At 40.2% G+C, this 5240-nt stretch carries 3 protein-coding genes and 1 pseudogene; 2 read left to right on the forward strand and 2 right to left on the reverse strand.

Going from position 1 to position 5240, the window contains the following annotated elements:
* The first annotated feature begins 11 nt into the window (after positions 1-11).
* Positions 12-3050: an efflux RND transporter permease subunit gene (locus tag ACOVO2_RS11065; protein ID WP_421770031.1), complete on the forward strand. Its 3039-nt coding sequence runs from the start codon at positions 12-14 to the stop codon at positions 3048-3050.
* A gap of 53 nt (positions 3051-3103) precedes the next feature.
* Here the strand turns inward: ACOVO2_RS11065 and ACOVO2_RS11070 are convergent, their stop codons facing one another.
* Together ACOVO2_RS11070 and ACOVO2_RS11075 are read right to left on the reverse strand one after the other, a co-directional pair.
* Positions 3104-3811 carry a hypothetical protein gene (locus ACOVO2_RS11070; protein ID WP_421770032.1) on the reverse strand — a complete coding sequence of 236 codons (708 nt, stop codon included), beginning with the start codon at positions 3809-3811 and terminating at the stop codon, positions 3104-3106.
* A gap of 21 nt (positions 3812-3832) precedes the next feature.
* On the reverse strand, positions 3833-4732 hold the full coding sequence (locus ACOVO2_RS11075) for an MBL fold metallo-hydrolase (RefSeq protein ID WP_421770033.1): 900 nt from the start codon (positions 4730-4732) through the stop codon (positions 3833-3835).
* A gap of 128 nt (positions 4733-4860) precedes the next feature.
* Here ACOVO2_RS11075 and ACOVO2_RS11080 point away from each other — a divergent pair.
* Positions 4861-5240: pseudogene (locus ACOVO2_RS11080) on the forward strand (hypothetical protein); the annotation flags it as partial.

Below are 5240 nucleotides of genomic sequence, written 5' to 3' on the forward strand. Positions count from 1 at the left end.
ATTAAAAAGCTATGCGTCTCGTCGAATTTTCCGTCAAAAACTACCAATTTACCATTATCATTTTCGTGATGATTATGGCAATTGGAGTTAACTCATTGCTCAATATGCCCAAAGCCGAAGACCCAGCTTTGAAGGCAACTTTCAATAGTATCGTGGTTGTTTACCCCGGTACTTCTCCTGCCGATATGGAAAAACTCATCGTTGACCCTATCGAAGATAAAATGTCTGAAATCAGCGATATTAAAAAAGTAATTTCGTCGGCTGACGAGGGTGTTGCTCAAATCCGTTTGGAGTTTGTTCACTCTATCAATCCCGATGATAAATACAACGAGGTTGTGCGTGAGTTAAACGCTATTCGCACCAAACTACCAGCCGATATTTATAGCATGGATGTACTACGTTTCACACCCGAAGGCGTAAACATCATTCAATGTGCTGTGATGTCGGAAACAACACCTTATAAAGAATTAGAGAAAGAAGCCGATAAATTGAAAGACAAACTTCTGAAAGTAAAGTCAATAAAGACTTCTGAAATTTGGGCATTCCCGAAACAACAAGTGACAATTTCGGTCAATTTAGATAAAATGGCACAGTTCCGAATTCCGCTAAATCGAGTTTTAGGGGCAGTCCAGTCAGAAAATGCTAATATTCCCGCAGGAAATATCGAAATCGGTAGTCGAAAATTCAGTGTAAAAACTTCGGGTAGCTACGAAAGTTTGTATGAAATAAAGAATACCATTGTTAGCTCATCTGGCACGACCGTAACATATTTGCGAGATGTAGCTGACGTAAAATTTGACTATGAAGAAGAAAATTATCTGGGGCGTTTGAATGGTAAAAGAGCGGTGTTCATCACGGCTACTATGAAAGACGGTAGCAATATCTTCAAAACCGGCGAAGAAATCAGACCAGTCATTGATGATTTTGCTAAGAGTTTACCAGCTGATATAAAATTTGAGCAGAGTTTCGACCAAGTAAAAAGTGTTTCTACTCGTTTATTCGGCTTGGCTCGTGACTTTGGTATTGCTATTTTGTTGGTACTCATCACACTCATTCCGTTGGGTATTCGTCCTGCTATTATCGTAATGATTTCGATTCCACTGTCATTGGCGATGGGACTGACGATGCTCGATTTGGCAGGTTTCGGAATCAATCAACTAAGTGTGGTGGGGCTTGTTATCGCATTGGGTTTGTTGGTAGATGACTCGATTGTGGTGGTCGAAAACATCGCCAGATTTCTGCGTACAGGTATGCCTCGCCGAGAAGCAGCCATCGAAGCTACCAAACAAATCAGTTTAGCCGTTTTAGGCTGTACTGCCACCTTGATTTTTGCGTTTTTACCACTCTGTTTTCTTCCAGAATCAGCAGGAGATTTCATCCGAAGCCTTCCGATGGCCGTAATCATGACCATCATTGCATCGCTCTTTGTTTCGCTTACAATTGTTCCGTTTTTGGCCAGCCTGCTGATGCCCCGCGAAGAACACGGCGAAAACGTGGTTCTTAGATTGATGAAAAAAGGTATTGAAGGCTCTTATCGTAAAGTATTGCATAAAGCACTTTCGTATCCTAAAACTGCTTTATTGGTTGCTGTTTTGATTTTTGTTGGCAGCTTGGCTTTGATTCCAGTAGTTGGTACGAGTGTTTTCCCTCGTTCCGAAAAACCTCAATTCTTGATAAACATCGAAACCCCGCTCGGCACCACACTTTCCGAAACCGATAAAGCTGCCCGATTCGTTGAAAATGAGTTGTTAAAGCATAAAATCGTTAAGAATTTTGCCACAAACGTAGGAAAAAGTAATCCACGTATTTACTACAATACATTGCCCGTTGGTGGAACCCTCTCGAATTACTCACAACTTTTTGTGCAGCTACAAGATAAGGTAGAAGTACCTGAGCGTGAGCAATTTATTGATGAACTACGGGCAATTTTTGATTCTTATCCAGGGGCAAAAATCCGTGTGATTCAGTTTGAGCAAGGAGCTCCCTTTGAAGCACCTTTGGCAGTCAGAATCATGGGCGAAAACCTTGACTCGTTGCGAGTAATTTCGGCTAAAGTTGAGAAGGTTTTCAAAGAAACCAAAGGCACAATCTACGTAAATAATGCCCTTGCCGCCCAAAATGTTGATTTACGAGTAAATATCAATAAAGATAAAGCAGGAATGCTGGGTATTCCGACGGTTGATATTGACCGTACTATCAGAATGGGAATTGCGGGTGTAAACTTAGGAATTTATAAAGAAAAAGACGGCGACGAAATGAATCTCAACGTCAATCTCCCTCGTGAGCAACGCCCAAGTATGGATGTGTTTTCAAAAATATTTGTGGCCAATCAGATGGGAAATCTTGTGCCGCTTAGCCAGTTAGCAACTGTTGGTTTCGAGACATCGCCTAATCGCATCAATCACTACGACCGTGACCGATATTCTACGGTTTCGGCTTTCATTAAAAGTGGCTTCCTGACACCAAATGTGACGAAAGAAGCCATGGGAAAATTGGCACAAATCAAGCTTCCGAAAGGCTATGAGTTTAAAATGGCAGGAGAAGTAGAGCGTTCGGCCGAAACATTCGGTGGGCTTGGTACGATTATCATCATCACCATTTTCGGAATTATCGCCATCTTGATTCTTGAATTCAAAACTTTCAAAAGCACATTTATTGTACTTTCAGTAATTCCGCTCGGAATGATTGGGGCAATTTTGATTCTACTTTTTACTGGAAATTCGCTTTCGTTTACGGCCATCGTCGGAATCATCGCATTGGCTGGTATTGAAGTGAAAAACTCCATTTTACTTGTAGATTACACTAATTTCTTACGTAAAGAAAATGGTTTGAGTATTGATGAAGCCATCGAAGAAGCTGGAGAAACCCGTTTTATCCCAATCGTACTGACAACCATGACCGCCATTGGTGGTATGATTCCGCTCATTATGGAGCATTCGCCGCTTTATTCACCATTGGCACTCGTAATTGTTGGCGGGCTTATTTCATCATTGATTCTAACCAGAATCGTTACGCCCGTGATGTATAAGTTATTGCCGCCGAGTGTGTAGATAAAGGTTGATACTAACAACACCTGTAAGACTCACTTGCAGGTGTTGTTTTCTTATTTTTCGATGAGTAATTTCTTTACATTTTCATTGCTCAAATCAATATTCTTGAAGCTTTTGGTTCGAACCACGAGGTCGGTCTGGATGTAACTCAGGCAAGTCATGGCACTGTTGTCATTGATTGCGGCCCGAACTTTCCCAAAATAAGAATTTTCTTCTAATCGATAATTACACGAGTGGTCGGTGAGGAGTTCTAAATTTTTAATCTTACAGCCATAAAAACGCACCCAACTACTTCGGTTGTCAACTTTGAGCTGCTCAATATTGAAGTATGAGAAAGTTGTCTGACTTGCTTCGCTCTGATAATAGTTGATATTGGGCATGTAAATATAAATTTGCTTATAAATAGGCTCTTCTTTGGTCGATTTTGGCGTTTTTTTCGCATGAATAAGCAAGGTATCGCCTCGGTATGTCATATCAACATATTTTAAATACGACTGATGAAACTTGATAGAATGTTTTTCGCTTGGTTCGAAATAAACTTTTACTGGGCCGAGGTCGGTTTCAAGTACCACATTTTTGAAGGCCTGTGAAGCAATCGTTTTGTAATGTGTTGGCTGAACAAGCGTGTCGTATTCGGCCACACCTTTGGTCTTTCGAGAATCAGAGGTATAACTATTGATAAAATACCACCCTAAGCCACCAATAGCAGCCCAGCCAACTATTGATATAATGATAAGTAATGTGCGGTGTTTTTTGTCCATTTTTTTAGTTTAAATTTGAAATTATAGCTCAACTCGTTGTCCTTGAAAAGCCACTTTAAAGCCCTGCTTTCTGACTTCTTTGTTTTCTAAAGATTTAGGGTTCATCACAGGATTTGTGTGGTTAAAATGAATAAAATGTACTTTGGCTTTCTCGGTGCTTGGTAAGTTTTTCAATAAGTCCATCGTTTCGGTCACGAATGGGTGCGGTACTTCGCTCATTGGTCGATTAATTTCGCCATCTTTATAAAAAGTACCATCTAAAAAAGCATAATCAACCGATTTGATTAACTCCTCCAGACTTCGATTCCATTTTTGCCATTTATCAATATCAGGGATAAATACTAAACTTTTATTGGGCGTAAATATCTTATAACCAACCGTTTCCGAAAACTCATCACGGTGTGGCACTCTGAATGGCTGTACACTCACACGTTCGTTTAAGACAATGACCGAATCTTCCTTAATTGGCTGCAAATCAATGTTTCGTAAGGCCACCAACTGGCTCCACGGCCCATTTTGCTCGATAAAGTTTTTCATTTTGGGCATGGCATAAACCTTCACTTGGTTGGCTCCCATGGCTTCACGGCCCAAGTACATAATACCCGTATAATGCCCAATGTGTGCGTGGGTCAGGAAAATACCCAGGTTTTTAGGTGCGGGTTTATTGAGCAGATGTAATTGCTGCGTAAAATCTGGTGTGGCATCAAATATCCATTGTTGTTGTGAGAGTGGGTCAATAACTGCTATGCACGAAACAAACTGGCGGGCAGTTTTTCCATCAAAAACAGCTTTGCAACATTCTTTTTGGCAATTTGCCTGCGGAAAACCGCCATCTTGTGCCACACCAAGCACCTGTACATAAGGGTTTTGAGCCACAGCCCTCCCAAACCCTAAAAATATCAAAAACAGAAAATACTTCATAAATTGTCCAAGAAAAATGCCAAATTACAAGGAAAAATAACCATTCCTACCAAGATTCTTTCTTAATTGCAGCATTTACTAAATATTTGACACATAAATTTACTAAACCGCTCTTACAATATCGAAAAATGACTCCTATCAGCAAAAAAACTTTTATCAAAAAAGTAAAAGATATCACCATTAGTAGCACAATTGCCCTCACGATTATGGGCAATAGTGTTATGCTTCAAAGCTGCGGAAGTAGCAGCTCTGATGAAGAAGAAGAATACACCTACGAAGAAGTGTATACGAAAGGTGTGAAAACTTATATTTCGGAAACCGAAAAAGGAGTTTTCAAAATCACGAACGAAAAAGAAGTACCGATTGATAGTTCGGTAGCTATCGTAACCTACCTCGATGGAAAAAAAGATAGTCTTTCACCAAAAGTTGTGCAGGGGCTTATTGATAGCGAAGTGAAGACAAATCCGAACACAATTGGGCAGAGTAGTAATCTTTCTAATGCTCTTTT

This window comes from Emticicia sp., from assembly GCF_049241225.1.
Lineage (GTDB): Bacteria > Bacteroidota > Bacteroidia > Cytophagales > Spirosomataceae > Emticicia.